Origin of the sequence: Peribacillus sp. NPDC097225 (assembly GCF_044761955.1) — a bacterium.
Taxonomy (GTDB): domain Bacteria; phylum Bacillota; class Bacilli; order Bacillales; family DSM-1321; genus Peribacillus.
On sequence record NZ_JBIWDJ010000002.1, the window covers coordinates 44,932 to 62,881 of the forward strand.

The following is a 17,950-nucleotide window of genomic DNA, read 5'->3' on the forward strand; positions in this document are numbered from 1 at the left end:
GCTAATCCATTGAGTTTAATACGGTGCTAGTTGGTAGGTTATCTTGTTTTTACCGTGGAAGCCTACTGGAATCGGCTCATGGTTGTCATGCGTTTATGCAAAAAAGAACGGACAGTTTAGTTAACGGGGTCGACATCTTTTTATTATTGGAAATAATGTGTTTTAATGGAATTAAGTAAACCATCGGAAGGATGAATGTGATTGAGCCAAGTCAGGGTTATTGCAACAACTATTATCGCAGCGCTTATCGGACTGTTTTTTCTGTTTTGTGTAGGGTGGACACTTTACGATTACTATGGAGAAAAATCCTCTGAAGTGGAATTGAAAGAAGCAAATTCAAAATCAATAGAAAAAAATGTTCCAGATGATTTCACCTTAGTGGCCTTAGGAGATTCTCTGACTCGGGGAACTGGCGATGAGACAGGGAAAGGCTATGTGGGCCTTGTGGTCGAAGACTTGAAAAGTCGCTTTAATAGCAAACCCCTTGTTCATAACCTTGGAGTAAAGGGGCAAGTATCCAAAGAATTGGCTGAACAGGTGAAACAATCGGAGATAGGTCGCCAAATACAGTCAGCGGATGTCATCATGATTACAATCGGCGGGAATGATCTTTTTCAGCAAGGTCAGACCTTATTTGATTATGATCTTGAGGTTACCAGTGAATTGCAAAAGGACTATTTGAAAAATTTGAATGAGACTTTAAAGGAAATCACTAAATTAAATGATTCAGCCACCATATTCATGGTCGGTTTGTACAACCCCTTCATCGAATTGGATGAAGACTTTGATACAAATAAAATTGTTCGGGATTGGAATAACGAAACAGCTGAGGTGATTGCGACCTATGAAAATGCCGTATTCGTACCGACTTTTGATTTATTTCAGTTATCAGTGAATGAGTATTTGTATTCGGATAGATTTCACCCCAATAAGGAGGGGTATCGTTTGATCGCGGATAGGGTCTCTCCTTTAATTCAATGGGAAGGGGAAGCAAAATGAGGAATGTGACACTGAGTGTGAAGAATCTAAAAAAAACGATTGGCAAGCGGGAAATCATAAAGGGAATAGAGTTTGAGCTAAGAGAGGGTGAAGTATTCGGCTTTTTAGGTCCGAATGGGGCCGGGAAAACGACGACAATCAGAATGTTGGTTGGCCTAATTAAGCCAACATCAGGTTCCATTGAAATATGTGGGTACGATGTACGTAAAAACTTTACGGAAGCCATGAAGAATTTAGGCTGTATAGTAGAAAATCCAGAACTTTACCCATATTTAAGTGGTTGGGACAATCTGCTCCATTTTGCACGAATGCTACCGGGTGTTGATGAATCAAGAATGAATGAAGTCATTGAGTTAGTTGGTCTTAAGGCTCGGATTCATGAAAAGGTGAAGACATACTCGTTAGGTATGAGGCAGCGGCTTGGTATAGCACAAGCTATGCTAAACAGACCTAAAATATTGGTCCTGGATGAACCGACAAATGGACTTGATCCCGCAGGAATCCGTGAAATGCGCCAGTTCATTAGGAAACTTGCAGAAGAAGAAGGCATGAGTGTTTTGGTATCTTCCCATTTACTGGGGGAAATACAACTTCTTTGTGATCGGGTGGCCATTATTACAAAAGGTGAAATCATCCAAACTGATACGGTAGAACATTTATTAAAGACTCAGGAAAAGATGATTTGGCGTGTTGAGCCATTGCAAAAGGGAAGCGAAATCCTTAGTGCGTTTACGGACATAAAGATGGAACACGATTATATCGTCACAAAATTTGATGAACATAGGACTCCCGAATGGAATGCCGCCCTCAATGTTGCGGGTGTGAAGGTACTTGAAATGAATCGTAGACTTCCAGCCTTGGAGGAGTTATTTTTACAAATAACCGGAAGTGGGGGTGCTGGAATTGAGTAACCTGATTCAAAATGAAATGATGAAGTTATTGGCAAAGAAACGGCTGCTCATCATTGGAATTATCGTAGGTATACTAGTGTTGATGTTTACATACGCACAATATAAACAAGTGGAGGAGCAAAGAGAGAAGTTAGGTACTGATGATTGGCGTACTGCAGTTCAACAGCAAATCATCGATACTCAGAACAGATTGAGCTCAAGCAGGATGTTGGATGAATGGAGCGAGCAGCTTCAGGTCACCCTAAAACAGCAGCAATATTATCTAGACCACGACATTAACCCTTCAGAACCTGGGGCTGCAACTTTTACACGTATGTTTTTGGAGAATTCAATAGACCTATTCATTCCCCTTTTAATCATGATTGTAGCCAGTGACCTCGTATCCTCGGAAAGTAGTCAGGGAACGATTAAACTCTTGCTCACTAGGCCTGTGAAACGATGGCAAATACTTTTGAGTAAATATATTACTTTGTTATTGGCTGTTTCCTTGATAGTGGCGATGACCGCTCTTCTCGCTTATTTTTTATCAGGTCTTGTTTTTGGGTATCATGGCTGGAATGCGCCGACCATTACCGGTTTTGGCATAAATGGCGGAGAAGTGGATATAAGCCAGGTAAGAATGGTCCAACAATGGAAATTCCTTTTGATGGATATGGGCCTAGTCTGGCTGGTGGCCGTAGTGGTAGGAACCCTTTCATTCATGTTGTCAGTACTAGTTAGAAGTACACCTGCAGGGATGGGTATCATGCTCGCCTCCCTAATATCCGGAGCCATTTTAAGCAACATGGTTTCTTCTTGGGAATCGGCTAAATATTTCTTTATGGTGAATTTAAAGTTGACCTCATATGTTAGTGGGACAGCACCTCCTATCGAGGGTATGACCTTATCATCATCTATGATTACTCTACTTGCTTGGTGGGCCATTGCCCTGCTTGTATCTTTTTCGGTATTTACACGGAAGGATGTTTTTTAATCGAGGAAGGCGTGTTGCACCAAGGCCGGTTTTTATTATTCAAAGGCGGGTATCCTTTTAAATGAAAGCAACGTTTAATAAATAAATAAGTGGAGGGGCTTATGGATAATAATAATTTGAACAAAAAAATCATTCCAATGACATCAGTATCCAGTGGGAAAGGTCAGTTTGTGAATAAGGATTTATATTGCTTTCCTATTCAAATTGTGAATGTCGTGTTCATAGGGTCACCAGATGAAAAGAAGTGGGTCCTGATTGATGCGGGTATGGCCGGTTCAGCAGATATGATCAAGAAAGAAGCTGAAGAGATTTATGGTGAGAATCATCCTCCAGAGGCCATTATCCTCACTCATGGACACTTCGACCATATCGGAGCACTAGTAGATTTATTGAAAGTGTGGAAGGTTCCGGTCTATGGACATATAAATGAAATGCCTTATTTAACCGGCAAAGAGAATTATCCAGAACCTGATCCCACGGTGGAAGGTGGTTTGGTCGCGAAGATATCTTGGCTGTTTCCAAACGAGGGAATTGATTTGGCTGAGCAAGTTCAGCCCCTGCCGGATGAACATAGTGTTCCCGGACTTCCCGACTGGAAATGGATCCATACTCCTGGACACTCAGCTGGGCATGTTTCCCTTTTTAGAGAAGGCGATCGAAGCTTGATTGCGGGTGATGCTTTTGTTAACGTCAGACAAGATTCCCTTTATAAAGTCATCACTCAGGAAAAAGAATTGACTGGTCCTCCACGCTATTTGACAACTGATTGGGATGCAGCCAAACAATCGGTATTAACCCTAGCTGATTTAAAGCCGAGGCTTGCGATAACGGGTCATGGTTATCCGATTGAAGGAGAGGAACTTACGAAAGGTTTAGCAAACCTAGCAAGGAACTTTGATTCTATTGCAAGGCCAGATTACGGGGAATACGTAGAATAAATAAGAAACACTATTTTTCGAATAAATTAAGATCTCATTTAGATGGAGGAATTATATGACGAAAATAAGAGATATTATGACATCCGATGTGGATTTTTGTACGGCTGAAGATAATGTATACGAAGCAGCTTTAAAAATGAAGGATGGTAATGTCGGAGTTATTCCCGTTTTAGAAAACAATCGTTTAATTGGTGTTATTACAGATAGGGACATTGTTACCCGTTCTGTCGCAGAGAAAAAACCAAATTCAACAAAAATCACCGATATTATCTCCACAGACCTTGTTACGGGTTCGCCGGATATGTCAGTGGAAGAAGCAGAGGATTTGATGGCGAGTGAACAAGTAAGAAGACTGCCGATTGTAGAAAAGGAAAAATTGGTTGGTATTATCGCTTTGGGCGACCTTGCCGTTCACCACCAGACAATTTCCGAAGCGGGTATCGCTTTACATTCTATTTCTGAGAACCGAGATCAGATCCAACATTAAAAACAAAAGAACTCTGCTAGCGGGAACGCTAGCAGAGTTCTTTTGTTTTTAAAGGTACTTATTAAACCATTCCTTGATTTCCACTATATGACGAAGACGCATTTTGGGTGACCCGCTTCGGGATACTTCATGGTTTTCATTTAGGAAGGAAACAAGCACCGCTTCTTTTTTTTGCCTTTTCAATGCTACAAAAAATTGTTCACTCTGTTCAATAGGACAACGATAGTCTTTTTCCCCGTGAAGTAATAGCAAAGGAGTTTGCACATTTGCTACATACTTTAATGGGGAGTGTTCCCATAATTTTTCTGGTGAGTTAATGACATCTCCTGAAATTTCCCATTCGGTGAAATAATATCCGATGTCACTGACTCCATAGAAACTTATCCAATTGCTAATGCAACGCTGGGTCACAGCCGCCTTGAAGCGGTTTGTATGACCGATAATCCAATTGGTCATGAACCCTCCATAGGAGCCACCCGTTACACCTAACTTTTCAGCGTCAATAAAGGAGTAGGAATCTAGAACATAGTCTACAGCAGCCATTAAGTCCTCATAATCCATTCCACCATAATCACCACGGTTGGCATTAGCGAACTCCTGTCCATATCCAACACTTCCGCGTGGATTGATGAACAATACAACATAGCCTTCATTCGCCAAAGTCTGAAATTCGTGAACATAGTTATTCGCATACATTGCATGAGGCCCACCATGAATCTCTAAAATGAGGGGATACTTTTTATTATCCACAAATTCACATGGCTTCATGATCCAGCCGTGGATGAGGGTATCATCTGTTGAACGGAAGGAAATGGGCTCGGCAATAGCTATAGTTTTATCCTGTAAGTATTCATCGTTTACAAAGCTGATCTGTTCTTTATCGCCAGTCATGAGGTTATAAACAAATAAATCACCGGGATGAACAGGTGTACTTATGGCTACGATGGCATGATGGCTATCCGGGTTGATTGTTAACCCATATACATGTTGAGGCTCGAGGAGGGAAGGGTACATGGCCCCTTCAATCGATCCATAATAAACACCGGTATTTCCATAATCACTTATTAAGAAGTAAAAGCCTTGGCTGTCATTCGTCCACAGAATGCCAGGATCCACTGCGCCCATTTGGAAATCACCGATGGCGGAGCTTCCTATTTCAACGTCCCAACCTTCCGTCAAACATTGTATGGTTTCATCCAAAACAGAGTACAACCAGATTTTTGAAGAGGTTGCACCGGCAAATTCTTTGTTGTGGCCAATGTAGGAAAGGAATTCACCATTAGGGGACCATTTTGGATCACGGTAATATCCAGAGCTGCCAGTTACTTTTCGGGAAATTTTCGTCTTGACATCCATAATGTAGATATCTGTGAATAGGTCCAAATCACTTTTCCCCGGTTCACCGCTAATATAAGCGATTTGAGATCCATCTGGAGACCAGGCATTTGGGTGACTGTTCGTCAGATTTTCCGTTAGTAATATGAATTCACCATTTACTATATCTACCAAGACGAGTTGACTATAGTGATGATTGAAATATCCTCTGTCATCCCATTTGTATTTTATCTGATCATAACGCTGTACATCTTTGCATGAGGTTTCTTCTTCTTTTTCGGATAACACCGCCTTATTTTCAGGTACCATAGTGGATAGTAGCAGTTTTCTCGAACAAGGGGACCAGATGGGATTGGTTGCTCCATCGAGGAAATGCGTCAGCTGTCGGCACTCCCCACCGATTGAATGAATGATATGAACTTGTTTTTTTCCAGAACGGTCTGATAAGAAGCTAATGTACTTTCCGTCTGGTGACCAGCCTGGTGAGGTATCACGGTGATTCCCGAATGTCCATTGTTTTGTTTCAGTGGTGATCAGGCTATACATATATAAGTTGGAGATGTATTTTTCCGTTCGTTCATCGATGGTGGTTTGTACATAAATGACCATGCTGCCATCGGGTGAAAGTTTTGGATCGGTTACAGATTTCATCTGAAATAGGTCTTCTGCTGATATTCCTTTTTTGTGCATATTCTTCATCCTTTCATTTCTCGTCTCTATGTATTCGCTACAGGGAATTCCAAATCCTTTAGTAAATATTTTACACTTTGGAAACAAGTACACAGCGAATTTTCAGGCACGAGAATGAATAAGTGCCTAGGATGAAAAAATTCCGTCCTATGTATAGGCCGGAATAGAAGAAAAATCAGTCATTTCATTACTTTGGCATGTGTTTTGTATGTGGGCGGTGGGAAGGGATTTGAAAATCATGTTGCTCCATCATTTTGTAGTGTCGTTCAAAATGTGCGTACATTTTGTCTGCCTCTTCTTTAGAAAGTGCACCATATTCCACATATTTTTCAATTAACTCCTTTTTGTCCGCTAGTATCCTTTTTTGGATAGTGGCTAATTCTGTTTTTTGGGACTCTGTGAATTGTACGTTATCCTGCTTAACGGATTGTTGGTTTTCCTCAGCTGAAGCAGGAAGGATCGGCATGCAAAGTAATAGGGAAAAGATTGCAACCATTACACCTATTTTTTTCATTTAAAACACTCCTTTTAAATTTTTTCACCATAAGGGTACCACCCATGAATATAATCTGGAAATTATCCTGATCAAGAACTTTACATGATTATCTTTTACAGTATTAACAGATTTATGTATATTTTTGTTGGCGGAAGAGTAGGTTTGTTAGTGGAAGATTGGGGTATTTTATATGTAAGATTAAATTTGCACACGCTTACGGCAATGGCTTAGAAGGATATCTGTAAGTGTTTGCAATGAAGGAAGGAAGAGAGTACAATGCTTTGGACGATAATTGGTGCCATCATCTTATTATGGATTCTCGGTTTGGTATTTAAAATTGCGGCGGGTTTTATCCACATCCTGCTTATCATTGCAGTCATATTGATCCTGGTAAAAGTATTTCAAGGTATACGCCGAAGGTAGACGTCGAGCGTAGCGCTAAATAGTAATACACAGTTTATAAAAAAAGTATCGGTTTCCTTGAATGAGGGTACCGATACTTTTTTCTGTCCCCTAATCAGGAGGCAGCTCACCCATCAGGCGTTTATGAATCCAAATGGCAGCCTGAGTTCCGTCCCCCATTGAAATGGTTACTTGCTCGGAATGGGCGGCAAGATCTCCTCCAGCCCATACTCCCGGAATATTTGTTTCTTTCGTACGTGGGTTCACATGAATATGATTTGTCTCATTTACATCAACACCAAGTTGTTTGGCAAGTGCATTATTTATTTTGTTCCCTTTAAATGCTACAAAAGCTTTTTCTGCTTCTATCCTTTTCCCATTTACCAATTGGATAGCTTGAAGATTTTGAGATTCATCGACTTTAACTTCCTCTACTTCTTCTTCGAATACAGGTATTTGGTTTTCCTCTAGCTTTTTTCTGAACGTTTCATTGATCTTGGTTTTTGAATGGTTTACATAGATGATAGCTTTTGACCAATATAAAAGGGTGAGCGCCATGTTAGCCCCCGTATTTCCCCCGCCAATGACCACTGTTTGTTTATGCTTAATTTCATACCCATCACAGTCTGGACAAATATAAGTGGAGATACCAAGAGTAGGATAGAGGTTCCTTATAGCTGGAATGTTATCGGTAACGCCTGTCCCAAGAAAAATCGTTTTCGCTTCGTAATGGATATCATCATCTGTGCACATTATAAAAAGATCCTCTTTTTTCTCGAGTGAAGTCACGGTACCGTCGAAGAACTCGACTCCGAACTTTTCTGCATGCTGTCTCCCTAGGCTCCTTAACCGTTTTCCGCTCACTCCTTCAGGCCAACCTAGAATGTTTTGATAGTCTTTAGCTATCAATGAACGGCCTTTCTGAGCGTCTATCACCGCTATATTGTGATTGTATCTTCCGAGTTGGATGGCAGCCTGTAAACCGGCGATGCCTCCTCCAATAATGATGCAGTCCACTTTTTTCATAAATTCACCGCCTGCTTTTAGGAGTTACCCTTTATGAGAAAAATATACCACTGAACATATACGAATAAACAAAGGTAAGACATAAAAAAGAGAGAAACCTCTATATATGGTTCCTCTCTTTTATAGGATAGCCTATTGGTCCTCTATGGGTTTGATCCATTCTTGTGCCCAGTTCTGTATCTCGTGAATCACCGGTGCTAGCGCTTCGCCTTTTTCTGTTAAAGAATATTCAATCCTGACAGGTGTCTCTGGGTAAACATCTCTTTTTACGATTCCTTCAGATTCCAAGTCTTTTAACCGTTCAGAAAGAATTCGGCCACTGATTGGGAAGGCAGATTCAATATTGCAAAACCGTTGAGGTCCATTAAGTAATTGATTGACGATCAATCCTGTCCAACGTTTACTCAAGATTTGCATGCCTTTTTCAAATCGAGGACAAAGTGTCACATTATTCATCATATCACCCCGTTGGTATTCATTATAAAGCATTTACCTCGTATGTAACAACTTTACTGAATATTATTTAGTTACTGTATAGGTTGTTATATAAAAAAGTATAGCTACTTACATATAGTAAGATTGATGGGTCGTGTTGACCAGAAATTGTCACATCTTTTAAAGAAATACTATTTCTTTAAGGTATTCTTTTAGAGATAGAGATAAGATCTATGATACGTTATTAGTATCTCAGGTCAGTATAGATGGAAGGATTAGTGGGATAGATGAGTGAATTACTACATGAAGCCATCTCCTTCATCAAGATATATCATGATGAAATGGGTAAAACAGATGAAGAAGCGATGGATAGAATTAGTCAAATCAAAAAGGAAATCCAAGATACGGGTAGGTATGAACATACGCCGGAAGAATTGGAATATGGGGCTAAATTGGCCTGGCGAAATAGTAATCGCTGTATTGGTAGATTGTTTTGGGATTCATTGCGGGTGCTAGATAAAAGGGCTCTCCAAAGTGAGGATGATATTGTGTCTGCCTTGATTGAGCATATTGAATGGGCAACGAATGATGGAAATATCAGGCCAATCATCACCGTTTTTAAACAGCAGGACATTGAAAATAAGATAGAGATATGGAATCATCAGCTTATACGATATGCCGGATATGAGACGGAAACGGGCATAGTTGGGGATTCTAGTTCGATAGCTTTCACCAAACAGTGTCAGGCCTTGGGATGGGAGGGGAAGTATGGATCGTTTGATATCTTGCCACTCGTGATTCAAGTAGGCGGAAAAGTTCCAAGAGTATATGAAATCCCGAAAGAAATCATTAAAGAAGTACCAATTGGCCATCCTGAGTTTTCCTGGTTCCAGGACTTGGGCCTTAAGTGGTATGCTGTGCCCATTATTTCCGGAATGAAACTGGAGATTGGCGGTATTTCGTACTCGGCGGCTCCATTTAATGGATGGTATATGGGGACTGAAGTTGGGGCTAGAAACCTTGCGGATGAGGATCGCTACAATATGCTTCCCAGCATCGGAGAGAGAATGGGATTGGACATTCGAAGAGATTCCACATTATGGAAGGATCGGGCACTGATTGAACTGAATGAAGCGGTTCTATATTCGTTTAAAAAAGCTGGTGTGAGTATGGTTGACCATCATACAGCCGCCAAGCAATTTAAGCTTTTCGAAGAAAGGGAGGCATCATGTAAACGGAATGTAACGGGGGACTGGACATGGCTAATTCCACCTGTCTCTCCAGCAACGACGCATGTTTTTCATAAATCGTATCAAAATGAAATCGTTAAGCCCAACTTCTTTTATAAAAAGGCCCCTTACGTTAAATGAATGTTTACATTTAATGGGTGAGGGTACATATATATTAATCCAACGTTAAGGAGGAAGGTAATGATGGCATTAGCAAAGAATGTAGTACTGCTCGGAGTCGGAGTTGCCGGAGTCTCGTTTTTATCTAAAACGAACCGAGGGAAAGCGAAAAATGTATGGTCCAGTGCAAAAACGAAGGCAATGAGTTTTTGGAATAAACGACAATCGGTAGATCCCTTAATTGAAAAGGCAGGACATCCTGACCCATATGATCACGAAGACAATAAAATGGTGGATGAAGGCGCTATGTATAGCGTAAATTACTATAATACTGTGAAGCACACTTAAATGAAACACCATCGCTTGGGAAATATCCCAAGCGATTTTTTTATGAAATGATTTTTTTAGAAAGTTAACCAATTATAGCGCTTAAGAAACTAGTCAGCATTTTCATATGTTGTGAAAAGAGCTTGGGGAATTATTTATTGTGCTTTAGAAGATTTAGGATTAAGATAAAGGAATTGAAAGGATGTGATACGAGTGGGCATCAGTTCTTATGACGACCCTGAACCCAGTAAGCAAGAGGAAGCCGATATGATGCTAGACGTCGAGACTGTTATTCTCCATGAGTATCTACTCGAAGATGGTAAATTGAGCTTTCTCTAAGAAAGAGGAGGTCGTTTGAATGATTGAGATATACAAGACGAATGAAAGCCGCATGCTGAACGTAACCGATGAAATGACGAAAGGTTCATGGGTGAACATAGTGGCACCGACAGAAGATGAAATACAATATATTTGCTCCACTTTGCAAGTACCGATTAACTTCATGAAAGATCCATTAGATGATGAGGAACGGCCTCGTATAGAGAAAGAGGATGATCATTTACTGATTATCGTCGATTTCCCTTATTTGACAAAGGATGAAGCGGACTTGCCCATTTTTGAAACGATACCAATCGGCATGATTTTTACGAATGATTGTTTCATTACGGTATCTCTCAAAGATTCACCCATTTTAACCAATTTTAAAAATAATAAAATCAAAGGTTTTTACTCTAATAAGAAAACAAGATTTGCCCTGCAGATATTATTTGAAATCTCGTCCTATTATTTACGTTATCTTAAGCAAATCAACAAGATGACTAATGAAGCCGAACGAGAACTGCATCAGTCCATGAAAAATAAAGAACTGTACACCTTCTTGGCATTGGAAAAAAGTCTGGTTTACTTCACGACATCCTTGAAGTCAAACAAGGTTGTTCTCGACAAAATCCTCCGTTTTAATTACTTGAAAATGTATGAAGAAGATAAAGAATTATTAGAGGATGTAATCATTGAAAATGGCCAGGCGATTGAAATGGCAGAAGTGTACCTATCAATTTTGAGCGGGATGATGGATGCATTCGCATCCATTATATCCAATAACGTCAATAATGCCATGAAGTTCCTTACATCGGTTACGATTATACTAACGCTCCCGACTATGGTGGCAAGTTTCTATGGAATGAATGTGAATCTACCATTTGAGCATAACCCATATGCTTTTATCTTCACTTTATTAATTGCTATCAGTCTGGCAGGCACAACAGCCTTTATATTTTGGAAAAAGAAATATTTTTAAAACAACCGGCTTTCTAGTGAAGCCGGTTTTGTTATGAAGAAAAAGCATTCATGATTTCGCGAAACAAGGGGAACTTTAAACGTAAGAGAGGTGAATGCGATGACTGAATGGAATGAACAGGCAGCTCCCAATAATAATCTAAAGACTAGTGATATGAAACCGAAGCGAGCTGTGGGAGGAAAATCAAAGGCAGGGACAAATGGTGATGAACCATTAAAAAATGAGCAAATACAAGAAGAAATCCTTAAACAAAATTTATGAAGAATGAGAGACCGATATTAGGTCTCTTCCTGTCTTTAAGGAAAATAAGGACCATACATAAATTGCCCAAGGAAAGGAAATCATTAAACGTAGAGGAGGTGTGTGAAGATGTCAAAAATCGGTGTTGAAGAATCATTAACGAATATCCAAGAAGCACTCCGCGATAAAGGTTTTGATGTAGTTGAAATCAAGCAAGAAGCAGATGCGAAGAACTTGGATTGTTGTGTTGTAACAGGTTTGGAAACGAACATAATGGGAATCAGCGATACTTCCATCAAAGCTTCCATTATAGATGCAGACGGTTTAACGGCTGATGAAGTATGCCGTCAGGTAGAAAACAAAATGAACTCCATCCAATAAGTAAAGAGTGCCTATCCTTGAATCGTGGTTAGGCACTCTTTTTACATTAACGTGGAGCGATGGAAATGTCCGGTTCTACCTCTACTTCCACGTTGCCTTTGATGGCACGCGATATCATACAAGAGGCCTCCGATTTATCCACAAGTTTTCGGGCTTTTTCCAAGTCCTTATCCGTAGCTTCATCAGTTAAAACAAGAGATGGTCGATGAATGATTTTCTTGTATGTGAATACCCCATTCGTAACATCCACAAAGGCTTCGGATTCCATCGTCAAACTGGCCTTTTCAATATGGCTTCTTTCAAGCATGGCCGCAAGCGTAATAATATAGCAAGTAGATGCTGCACCGAGCAGCATTTCATCTGGGTTGGTCCCAATCCCCGGACCATCCATTTCCGGAGGCACACTAATTTCCGTTTGTAGATTACCTGCCTGTATCGTACCACTGCCATTTCTTCCACCAGGCCAATTCGCGCGTAAATGAAAATGATGTAATGTCATAAGTCTCCCCCCTTACATTTCTTTAGTTTAAACCTTATTGGAGGATTTTGCTCGTGTAGAGTATGCACCATCCATAAGCTGTTGAAAATGATAATTCCAAACAGGCTGGGGCATGAGACTATTTTAAGCACAATATCGTATAGGCTTTTCTATAATAATATAGATTGTAAAAGAAATGATTTTATAATGAAGGGGCTGGGGAGTTGACTACATTGGATCTATTCGACTTGACGAATAAAACGGCTATTGTAACAGGAGGCGGGAGAGGTCTCGGAAAACAAATAGCGTTGGCACTGGCTATGGCAGGTGCAAATATTGTAATTGCTTCACGGAAACTTTCTGTATGTGAAGAAACTTGTAAATACTTACATTCAATGGGTACGAAGGCGTTGGCCATTGAATGTGATATTACGAACAAAAGCGATATTGATTCAGTTGTAAAAGAAACAATGGATCATTTCGGTAGCATTGACATTCTTGTCAATAATAGCGGGACCTCATGGTCTGGTCCGTTAGAAGATATTCCCGAGGATAAATGGGAAAAGGTAATGAACGTTAATGTTACAGGTACATTCTTGTTTTCACAGGCCGTAGCAAAAATCATGATGGCACAAAAATCTGGGAAAATTATTAATATCGCATCGGTATCAGGGCTTGGAGGCACTCACCCTGAGTTGATGGTGACCATTCCTTATAACACTAGCAAGGGAGCTATCATTACCTTGACAAAAGATCTTGGTGTCAAATTAGCTAAACATGGTATTCAGGTGAATGCGATAGCACCAGGCTTTTTTCCAACTAAGATTACAAAGAAAATCCTTGAAGAATCCGATTATGACATTCTTGGAAAAACTCCGGCACATCGATTTGGTAATGGTGAGGATTTAAAAGGAGCGGCAATACTTTTAGCGTCGAAAGCTTCAGACTATATAGTGGGGCATGTTCTGATCGTTGATGGAGGCATCGCCGCTACAATCTAAACAAAGAAGAGGGGAAACATTAATGCCAAAAAAAACAGATTTTTATAAAGGGTTAAAACTCTTGGGCACTCAAAAAGAACAAGAGTTAAATGATAAAATTCGTGAGTTCATTAATAATAGGAGATTTATTGAATCCATCAGCAACAATTCAAAGCAACAGGTTCCGCGTATAAATAAGTTTCAGGAAGCTTCGGAGAGAATGTCCATCATCATGAATTACCCAACCAAACAGGATGTTGCTAATGTAGCCAAATTAGTCATTCAACTTGAGGAAAAAGTAGACAAGGTTGAAGAGCTACTTTTACATCTCACTGAAGGGGAAAAACGATCCAGTAGAAGAAGTTCACGAAATAAAAAAAGGGAAAGTACAGGGCAGGTACGTGATAAAAAGAAGATCAGTGACTTTCTTTTTGATTCCTTATTATCCAACGCCAAGGTACAAGTAAAAGGTTTATGAACATGAAGGAAATGAATAAATCAGGTCGTAAAACTATGGCGACGCCTAAATGGAAACACTTCTTGGATATTCCAAATCAGCCGATGCCGGAAATGGGCACTACACCGAGGGTACGGGTTTGGAACAAGAACAAATCAACATTATGGTATTATCCGCCGATCAAAAAAAAATATAAAGTACCAGTATTTCTCATCTATTCATTGATTAATACACCTGTAATTCTTGATCTAGGACCAGGAAATAGTTTGATAGAAGCTTTTGTTAACGAAGGCTTCGAAGTGTATTTGATTGATTTTGGTAGTCCAGGCTATGAAGACGGAGATACGACGATAGATGATTATATTATAAAATATATCCGGAGTGGGGTACGACGTGCGCTTCTTCACTCAGGTGCATCGGAAATTTCCATAATGGGCTTTTGCTTGGGTGGGACGATAGCTACGATGTATGCTGCTATTGCAAATGAGCCAATTAGAAACCTGATTCTTTCGGTGACACCCATCGATTTTAGTGATTCGCAAGTATTCGATCAATGGCAGGCCTCGATGAGGGATGGAAGTGCCAATTTTGATGAAGTGCTTGACATCATGAAAGTCATACCTGCCAGTGGGGTGAAAGATGGCATTCGATTAATCACTTCACCTATTTACTTTTCTCCATATTTATCTTTGCTAAATCAAGCGGATAATGAACAATATGTTCAAAACTGGCGTAGGTTCAACGCGTGGACGAATGGTCATGTCCCTTTATCTGGTGCAGTTGCAAAACAACTAACAGATGACCTTATTATCAATAACCGTCTGGTTAAAGGACAATTGAAAGTGAACGGTAAAAAAGCCAAAATCACGAATATTGATGCAAACGTTCTAGTTGTTGCAAGTGAAAACGACCGTTTAGTACCACAGGAAATGATTTCCCCCATAATGAGGCTTCTAAAAAGCAAGGACAAAACCTACAAACTCCTTCAAAGTGGACATGCTTCCAACAACTATGCCGGTAAGCTACCCCAGTATCTTAAAGAGTGGCTTCCTGCGCGATCATCACCCATCAAGAAAGTAAAATAGTACGGAGGAAGGGGTTATATACCATGATAAAGGAAAATAACGAATATAAAGTTACGTCAGTGTTGGGATATTTAGGATTTGCATCGGTCATATTCTCAAGGTTTTTTGCGGAACTTTAATTTAGAACAAATGAGGCTGGCTCACTCATGAACCAGCCTTTCTTTATGGAAAATATTTCACTCTCTCATCAAGCGGAACGATTTCTTTATCCCCTGGTTCAGCAGTTGGTTTTCCGAATGGCATTTGCGCAATTAGTTTCCACTTCCTCGGCAAATCCCATGTTTTTGTAACTTCCTCATCAATTAATGGATTGTAATGCTGGAGGTTGGCTCCAAATCCTTCACCCTCCAAGGCGGTCCAAACCACAAATTGTAACATGCCTGAGGATTGATTGGACCATATAGGGAATTTATCCGCATATGATTTAAATTGTTCCTGAAGATGTTCCACTATTGATTGATCTTCATAAAATAGTACAGTTCCATATCCATTTTTAAAGGAAAGCATTTTGTCTTCTGTTTGTTTAAAGTCTTTTTCATCAACGATTTTGCGGAGGGTTGCTTTGGTGATATCCCAAAACTGATCGTGGCTTTCACCTGTTAGAACGACTACTCTTGCACTTTGAGAATTGAACGCTGTTGGGGAATATTGAACAGCATGATCGATCACTTCCTTAATTCTGCTATTTGGGACAACCGCTTCTTTGCTGATTCCATAATAGGACCGTCTATCTTCAATTGCCTGCCAAAAATCTTTCTTCATGCTACTAACCTCCATTAAATCTACTACATAATTATGGTGCCTCGTAATGGTAGGAATATGTTAAGAAATTAATGGATTCAGGCCAATGGTGTTTACTTTTGGCATTGGTGAGGGTAGGTAAGTGGGGTATAAGCGGCGAGTAAAATCCGTCTTATTCTGCAATTGCAGGCTGACTTTTTGTTTTTCTTCTATATAATAGAATTATAGATAGCTTTCACTCGATCCTCATAGAGACCGCCCGGTGTTTCAACGAATTCTACAGGTTCGGCGTAGTTTTCATGGTCGTAGGGATTCATTAAGCCTAGGGGTGTTTACAATTGAGACACGGAATCGCTCGCCTAGGCATTTGGTGAGTTTGCGGTGCAACTTTTGCTATGGTCCTAGTACATAGGAGATGTTCTTTCGCGAAGAAGAGATGACGAATCATAAAAATAAGTATTTCTGAGTAAGCGTATGAAAATATAAGAGGAATTCAGTCAGGCTTTGGCAATGAGGTGGTCCATTCACACTCTTTGTGGAAGTGATCATGGCTATTCTTTGATCTGAGCACTAATGATAATTGAGAGGGGATAAAAAATGATTTCAATAAATCCTGAAAGCTTAAGTGAGCGGGAAAATTATAAATTTCTGACGGGGAGTATAATTCCAAGACCCATTGCTCTTATTACGACACAATCAGAAACTGGCATAATAAATGCAGCACCTTTTAGTTTTTTCAATATAGTCAGTTCCAATCCTCCCATGCTTTCTGTTTCTGTTCAAAGAAAAAAAGGAGTCCAAAAGGATACCGCCCGAAATGCGATTAAAAGTGGGGAATTCATCGTTCATATCACAGATGAGGACATTGTTGAAGATGTTAACCAAACGGCGGCAGAGCTCCGACCTGAAGAGAGTGAATTAACTCTCACTAAATTTACCACTGTTGCTAGTGATAAAGTGGCAGTGCCTGGCTTGAAAGAAGCAAAAGTGCGTTTTGAATGTAAATTGGAACGAGCTATTCCTTTAGCGGGTTCAGTGGACGATCCAGGCTGTGATTTATTAATAGGTAGAGTAGTCTGCTATCATATCAACCAAGGCATCTATCATGAAGGAAGAATCGACCAGAATGGCCTTAAGCCGGTAGCTCGTTTGGCTGGACAAACTTATACGAAACTTGGGGAGTTATTTGAACTACAACGTCCTTGATTCCCCCTCGACCCTTAATTTGACAAATGGCGATATCTATCAATAGATATCGTCCTTTTTCATAGAGAAGATTTCTTATGAATTAGGTAACCATTTCAGGTGGCATGGCTCATTTTTTCAAGGACATTCTGGATTTAAAGTGGTTCTAATAATGTATGGAAGGCATAGGGTTTGATGATGTAGTAAAATATGTAAGGGGGACCCCCAGTGACAGAAGGATTACATAGTATTGACTTATCCGTACCTATTGAGAAAGTTTGGGCATTTGTCAGTGATATTGAACAATGGGCACCGCTAGTGCCAGGCTATATCAAGCACGAACTATTAAATGAACGCACCCTTATTTGGGAGTTTAAGAGTGATCTCGGTTTAATGAAAAAGAAAATCAAGTTGGCAGTTGAGATAATGGAATGGCAAGTACCAAATAAGATCACGTTCAATCTTCAGGGAATAAACGAGAAGTTTGATGGATATGGTTACTTTTTGGCTGAAAGTGTAGAAATGAAGCGAACAAAGATGACTGGATGCTTAGATATTACAGCAAAAGGAGCAAAGGCCCCTATTATCAACGCATTAATGAAATCCCATGTCCCACAAATGACGGTTGAATTTGCTGAAACCATTGCTCAAAGGGTTCAATTGCAAAAAAGGTGATTTGGTACATTGGCTAAAACATCTCTCATGGGGTATAAGATGTAAAATACGTTTAAACTCTGG

General features: G+C 40.0%; 23 protein-coding genes. 17 read left to right on the plus strand and 6 right to left on the minus strand.

Annotated elements, in window-relative coordinates; all coding sequences use genetic code 11:
• Window positions 1-201: 201 nt before the first annotated feature.
• The 5 genes from ACIQXH_RS06105 to ACIQXH_RS06125 all read left to right on the plus strand — a co-directional run bounded on the left by ACIQXH_RS06105 (window position 202) and on the right by ACIQXH_RS06125 (window position 4,308).
• Window positions 202-999, plus strand: coding sequence for an SGNH/GDSL hydrolase family protein (locus tag ACIQXH_RS06105; RefSeq protein WP_403122718.1), 798 nt, complete (start codon window positions 202-204; stop codon window positions 997-999).
• The gene (locus tag ACIQXH_RS06110) at window positions 996-1,910 is read left to right on the plus strand and encodes an ABC transporter ATP-binding protein (protein ID WP_403122721.1); all 915 of its coding nucleotides are present in this window, start codon (window positions 996-998) and stop codon (window positions 1,908-1,910) included. Before ACIQXH_RS06105 ends, ACIQXH_RS06110 begins: the two co-directional genes overlap by 4 nt.
• Entirely contained in the window at window positions 1,903-2,883 is a 981-nt protein-coding gene (locus tag ACIQXH_RS06115; protein WP_403122723.1) for an ABC transporter permease, read from the plus strand. Before ACIQXH_RS06110 ends, ACIQXH_RS06115 begins: the two co-directional genes overlap by 8 nt.
• 101 nt (window positions 2,884-2,984) lie before the next feature.
• The gene (locus ACIQXH_RS06120; RefSeq protein WP_403122726.1) at window positions 2,985-3,821 is read left to right on the plus strand and encodes an MBL fold metallo-hydrolase; all 837 of its coding nucleotides are present in this window, start codon (window positions 2,985-2,987) and stop codon (window positions 3,819-3,821) included.
• Window positions 3,822-3,876: 55 nt separating this feature from the next.
• On the plus strand, window positions 3,877-4,308 hold the full coding sequence (locus tag ACIQXH_RS06125) for a CBS domain-containing protein (protein ID WP_402988437.1): 432 nt from the start codon (window positions 3,877-3,879) through the stop codon (window positions 4,306-4,308).
• Window positions 4,309-4,356: 48 nt separating this feature from the next.
• Here ACIQXH_RS06125 and ACIQXH_RS06130 read toward each other — a convergent pair whose 3' ends face one another.
• Both ACIQXH_RS06130 and ACIQXH_RS06135 read right to left on the minus strand, forming a co-directional pair.
• Window positions 4,357-6,333, minus strand: a complete 1,977-nt coding sequence (locus tag ACIQXH_RS06130) for a S9 family peptidase (RefSeq protein WP_403122729.1) — start codon at window positions 6,331-6,333, stop codon at window positions 4,357-4,359.
• Between the two features lie 187 nt (window positions 6,334-6,520).
• A complete protein-coding gene (locus ACIQXH_RS06135) occupies window positions 6,521-6,847 on the minus strand; it encodes a DUF2680 domain-containing protein (RefSeq protein ID WP_402958705.1) in 327 nt (108 codons plus the stop codon).
• Between the two features lie 258 nt (window positions 6,848-7,105).
• Between ACIQXH_RS06135 and ACIQXH_RS06140 the strand changes: the two genes are divergently transcribed.
• Window positions 7,106-7,252, plus strand: a complete 147-nt coding sequence (locus tag ACIQXH_RS06140; protein ID WP_402868724.1) for a lmo0937 family membrane protein — start codon at window positions 7,106-7,108, stop codon at window positions 7,250-7,252.
• 90 nt (window positions 7,253-7,342) lie between these two features.
• Here ACIQXH_RS06140 and ACIQXH_RS06145 read toward each other — a convergent pair whose 3' ends face one another.
• Window positions 7,343-8,257, minus strand: coding sequence for an NAD(P)/FAD-dependent oxidoreductase (locus tag ACIQXH_RS06145; protein WP_403122732.1), 915 nt, complete (start codon window positions 8,255-8,257; stop codon window positions 7,343-7,345).
• A 132-nt stretch (window positions 8,258-8,389) separates the two neighbouring features.
• Window positions 8,390-8,713 (minus strand): catDE operon transcriptional regulator CatR, encoded by a 324-nt coding sequence (catR, locus tag ACIQXH_RS06150; protein WP_402868720.1) that lies wholly within the window; start codon window positions 8,711-8,713, stop codon window positions 8,390-8,392.
• 266 nt (window positions 8,714-8,979) lie between these two features.
• On the opposite strand from catR, the gene ACIQXH_RS06155 reads away from it, so the two are divergent.
• The 6 genes from ACIQXH_RS06155 to ACIQXH_RS06180 all read left to right on the plus strand — a co-directional run bounded on the left by ACIQXH_RS06155 (window position 8,980) and on the right by ACIQXH_RS06180 (window position 12,286).
• A complete protein-coding gene (locus ACIQXH_RS06155; protein ID WP_402958711.1) occupies window positions 8,980-10,062 on the plus strand; it encodes a nitric oxide synthase oxygenase in 1,083 nt (360 codons plus the stop codon).
• Window positions 10,063-10,122: 60 nt separating this feature from the next.
• On the plus strand, window positions 10,123-10,389 hold the full coding sequence (locus ACIQXH_RS06160) for a hypothetical protein (RefSeq protein WP_402988456.1): 267 nt from the start codon (window positions 10,123-10,125) through the stop codon (window positions 10,387-10,389).
• Window positions 10,390-10,581: 192 nt separating this feature from the next.
• The gene (locus ACIQXH_RS06165; protein WP_402868715.1) at window positions 10,582-10,707 is read left to right on the plus strand and encodes a hypothetical protein; all 126 of its coding nucleotides are present in this window, start codon (window positions 10,582-10,584) and stop codon (window positions 10,705-10,707) included.
• Window positions 10,708-10,726: 19 nt separating this feature from the next.
• Entirely contained in the window at window positions 10,727-11,665 is a 939-nt protein-coding gene (locus ACIQXH_RS06170) for a magnesium transporter CorA family protein (RefSeq protein ID WP_402868713.1), read from the plus strand.
• Between the two features lie 99 nt (window positions 11,666-11,764).
• On the plus strand, window positions 11,765-11,926 hold the full coding sequence (locus ACIQXH_RS06175; protein WP_402868711.1) for a hypothetical protein: 162 nt from the start codon (window positions 11,765-11,767) through the stop codon (window positions 11,924-11,926).
• A 108-nt stretch (window positions 11,927-12,034) separates the two neighbouring features.
• Entirely contained in the window at window positions 12,035-12,286 is a 252-nt protein-coding gene (locus ACIQXH_RS06180; protein WP_403122736.1) for a YkuS family protein, read from the plus strand.
• A gap of 46 nt (window positions 12,287-12,332) precedes the next feature.
• Here ACIQXH_RS06180 and ACIQXH_RS06185 read toward each other — a convergent pair whose 3' ends face one another.
• Window positions 12,333-12,785, minus strand: a complete 453-nt coding sequence (locus ACIQXH_RS06185) for an OsmC family protein (RefSeq protein ID WP_402868705.1) — start codon at window positions 12,783-12,785, stop codon at window positions 12,333-12,335.
• Window positions 12,786-12,988: 203 nt separating this feature from the next.
• Between ACIQXH_RS06185 and ACIQXH_RS06190 the strand changes: the two genes are divergently transcribed.
• The 3 genes from ACIQXH_RS06190 to ACIQXH_RS06200 are packed head-to-tail and all read left to right on the plus strand — an operon-like array spanning window position 12,989 to window position 15,286.
• On the plus strand, window positions 12,989-13,765 hold the full coding sequence (locus ACIQXH_RS06190; RefSeq protein WP_402868703.1) for an SDR family oxidoreductase: 777 nt from the start codon (window positions 12,989-12,991) through the stop codon (window positions 13,763-13,765).
• A gap of 22 nt (window positions 13,766-13,787) precedes the next feature.
• Window positions 13,788-14,222, plus strand: coding sequence for a hypothetical protein (locus ACIQXH_RS06195; protein WP_402868701.1), 435 nt, complete (start codon window positions 13,788-13,790; stop codon window positions 14,220-14,222).
• Window positions 14,223-14,224: 2 nt separating this feature from the next.
• Window positions 14,225-15,286, plus strand: a complete 1,062-nt coding sequence (locus tag ACIQXH_RS06200) for an alpha/beta fold hydrolase (RefSeq protein ID WP_402958715.1) — start codon at window positions 14,225-14,227, stop codon at window positions 15,284-15,286.
• A 162-nt stretch (window positions 15,287-15,448) separates the two neighbouring features.
• Here the strand turns inward: ACIQXH_RS06200 and ACIQXH_RS06205 are convergent, their stop codons facing one another.
• On the minus strand, window positions 15,449-16,048 hold the full coding sequence (locus tag ACIQXH_RS06205) for a nitroreductase family protein (RefSeq protein ID WP_402958717.1): 600 nt from the start codon (window positions 16,046-16,048) through the stop codon (window positions 15,449-15,451).
• A 576-nt stretch (window positions 16,049-16,624) separates the two neighbouring features.
• Between ACIQXH_RS06205 and ACIQXH_RS06210 the strand changes: the two genes are divergently transcribed.
• Both ACIQXH_RS06210 and ACIQXH_RS06215 read left to right on the plus strand, forming a co-directional pair.
• Window positions 16,625-17,233, plus strand: a complete 609-nt coding sequence (locus ACIQXH_RS06210; protein WP_402868696.1) for a flavin reductase family protein — start codon at window positions 16,625-16,627, stop codon at window positions 17,231-17,233.
• Between the two features lie 207 nt (window positions 17,234-17,440).
• Window positions 17,441-17,887 (plus strand): SRPBCC family protein, encoded by a 447-nt coding sequence (locus ACIQXH_RS06215; RefSeq protein ID WP_402868694.1) that lies wholly within the window; start codon window positions 17,441-17,443, stop codon window positions 17,885-17,887.
• Window positions 17,888-17,950 lie beyond the last annotated feature (63 nt).